Here is a 2830-nt window from a genome sequence, read left to right as displayed (position 1 = left end):
GCAGCTGCGCCCGGGTCAACCAGAACTCGTTGATGCACCGCACGAGGCTCTCGAACGCATCCAGCTGTTGCGGCTTGCTCAGGTAGCAGTTGGCCTGCAGGCGGTAACTGTTGGCGATGTCCGCCGCCGAGTCGGAAGTGGTCAGGATGACGGTTGGAATCATCCGTAGCTGTAGGTCCCCTTTGATCTGCGCCAGCACTTCGCGGCCGTCCATGCGCGGCAGATTGAGATCGAGCAGGACGAGATCCGGCCGCGGAGCCTGGGTGTGCTCGCTCTCGCGCCGCAGGAACGACATCGCCTCGACGCCGTCGGACGCGACGTGCAGGCGAACCGAAGGATTGGCTTCCCGAAAGGCCTCCTGCGTCAGCCGGACGTCGCCGGGGCTGTCCTCCACCAGGAGAACCTGCAACGGCATGCCGAACGCTCCGCCGATGCCGGTCATGCGTTCCCCTGCTGCTTCGGCAGCTTGACCTTGATCAACCAGAAGTCGTTGATGCTCCTCACCAGGGTCTCGAAAGCCTCGAGCTGCACCGGTTTACTGAGATAGCAGTTGGCCTGGAGCTGGTAGCTGCGCACGATGTCCGCTTCGGAGTCGGAGGTGGTGAGAATGACCGTCGGAATGGTGCGCAGGCCCGGGTCGTCCTTGATGTGCGCCAGGACCTCGCGCCCGTCCATCCGCGGCAGGTTGAGATCCAGCAATATGAGATCGGGGCGCGGCGCTTCCGCGTTCTCTCCTTCACGGCGCAGGAACGCCATCGCCTCCACGCCGTCGTAGGCGACATGCAGGTGAATAGCCATGCCCGGCAGGTGAGCGGCCATGTTGGCATCGCGGAAGACCTCCTGGGTCAGCCGCACATCGCCCGGGCTGTCTTCGACCAGCAGTACGTCTAGGCGCATCGCTTCTCCTCCCGAGGCATTCAGACCTCTCCTGCGACGCCGGCGAGCGAGAAGCGGAAGGTGGAGCCGCGACCGGGCTCCGACTCGACGGTGACAGTGCCGCCATGGCGCTCGGCGATCTTGCGGCAGATTGCCAGACCGATCCCGGTGCCAGCGAACTCCTCCCGCTTGTGCAGGCGCTGGAACATGCCGAAGATCCTCTCGAAATACTGCGGGTCGATTCCCAGCCCGTTGTCACGCACCGAGAAGACCCACCTTCCGTCGCCGTTCCGGCTGCCGTCCCGGCCCCCCTCTCGCCCCTCTTCCCGCTCGGCGGAGACATGGACCTGGGGCACTCCCGGGCCCTGGTACTTGATCGCGTTGCCGACCAGGTTCTGGAACAGCTGCACCAGCTGGGTCTCGTCCGCCAGGACGTCAGGCAGGGCATCGTGCGTCACCGCCGCGCCGCTCGCCTCGACCGCGCCGCGCAGGTTGACGAGCGCTTGCGCGAGAGCCCGCTCGCTCGAGGTCTCGGCGAGCTCCCGGCCCTTCGTCCCGACCCGGGAATAGGCCAGCAAGTCCTGGATCAGCCGCTGCATCCGGCTGGCGCCGTCGACCGCGAAGGCGATGAACTCGTCGGCGTCGGAGTCGAGCCGCCCCTTGTACCGCCGCGACAGCAGTTGGGTGTAACTGGCTACCATTCGCAGCGGCTCCTGCAGGTCGTGCGAAGCGATGTAGGCAAATTGCCCGAGCTCTTCGTTCGAGCGCTTGAGCTCCTCCACCTTCTGCAGCAGCTGCGCTTCCGCCGCCTTGCGCGTGCTGATGTCGCGGATCGCCGCCGTCACCAGGATCCCCTCGGCGCCTTCGAGCGGCGAGAGCATGATCTCGATCGGAAACTCGCTGCGATTCTTGCGCCGGCCCAGGAGCTCGATGCCGGTACCGATCTGCTGCGCCAGCGCCTCCTCGGTCGAGCGCAGCGCATCGGCGACCAGCCGCTCGGCGAAGCCCTCGGGGATGATGTTCTTCACCTGCTGCCCGAGGAGCTCGTCGCGGTGGTAGCCGAACTGCTTCTCCGCCTGGACGTTCAGCAGGACGATCTCGCCGCCGATGCTCACCACCACCATGGCGTCGGGCGCCGCCTCGAGCAGCCCGCGGTAGCGGCCTTCCATCTGCGCCAGGTGCTCTTCCGCCGCCCGGCGCACGCTGATGTCGCGGATCGCCGCCGTCACCAGGATGCCCTCGGCGCCTTCGAGAGGCGAAAGCATGATCTCGATCGGGAACTCCGTGCCGTCCTTGCGCAGACCGATGAGCTCGATGCCGGTGCCGATCTGCTGCGCCAACGCCTCGGCCGCGCTGCGCGTGCCGTCGGCGATCAGCCGCTCGGCGAAGCCCTTCGGGATGATGTTGCGCACCTGCTGCCCGACGAGCTCGTTGCGGTGGTAGCCGAACTGCTTCTCCGCCTGGACGTTCAGCAGGACGATTCCGCCGACGGTGTTCACCACGACCATCGCGTCCGGAGCCGCCTCGAGGAGACCGCGGTACCGGCCCTCCATCTGCGCCAGGTGCGCCTCCGCGGCCTTGCGCACACTGATGTCGCGGATCGCCGCCGTCACCAGGATTCCCTCGGCGCCTTCGAGCGGCGAAAGCATGATCTCGATCGGAAAGGCGCTGCCGTTCTTGCGCCGGCCGATGAGCTCGATGCCCGTGCCGATCTGCTGCGCGAGCGCCTCGGCCGCCGTGCGCGTGCCGTCGGCGATCAGCCGCTCGGCGAAGCCCTCGGGGATGAGTCGCTTCACCGGCTGCCCGAGGAGCTCATCGCGGCGGTAGCCGAACTGCTTCTCCGCCTGGACGTTCAGCAGGACGATCTCGCCGTCGGTGTTCACCACCACCATCGCGTCGGGAGCCGCTTCGAGCAGACCGCGATACCGGACCTCGGACTCCTTGCTCTCGCTGA

3 protein-coding genes are annotated in these 2830 nt (G+C 67.0%); all 3 read right to left on the bottom strand.

The window, feature by feature from the left end:
• A partial coding sequence (locus KBA23_RS16635) for a response regulator (protein ID WP_290743346.1) occupies positions 1 to 442 on the bottom strand: 442 nt, incomplete at its 3' end.
• Entirely contained in the window at positions 439 to 897 is a 459-nt protein-coding gene (locus tag KBA23_RS16630) for a response regulator (protein ID WP_290743343.1), read from the bottom strand. The genes KBA23_RS16630 and KBA23_RS16635, both read right to left, overlap by 4 nt.
• A 20-nt stretch (positions 898 to 917) precedes the next feature.
• On the bottom strand, positions 918 to 2830 hold a 1913-nt coding region (locus KBA23_RS16625), incomplete at its 5' end, for a PAS domain S-box protein (protein ID WP_290743341.1).

Source organism: Amaricoccus sp., from assembly GCF_017995835.1.
Lineage (GTDB): Bacteria > Pseudomonadota > Alphaproteobacteria > Rhodobacterales > Rhodobacteraceae > Amaricoccus.
This window is presented reverse-complemented; position numbering and strand designations above follow the sequence as displayed.

Excerpts from the sequence above, each read along its gene's own strand:
- KBA23_RS16630 (WP_290743343.1), bottom strand. The coding sequence starts at position 897 with ATGCGCCTAGACGTACTGCTGGTCGAAGACAGCCCGGGCGATGTGCGG.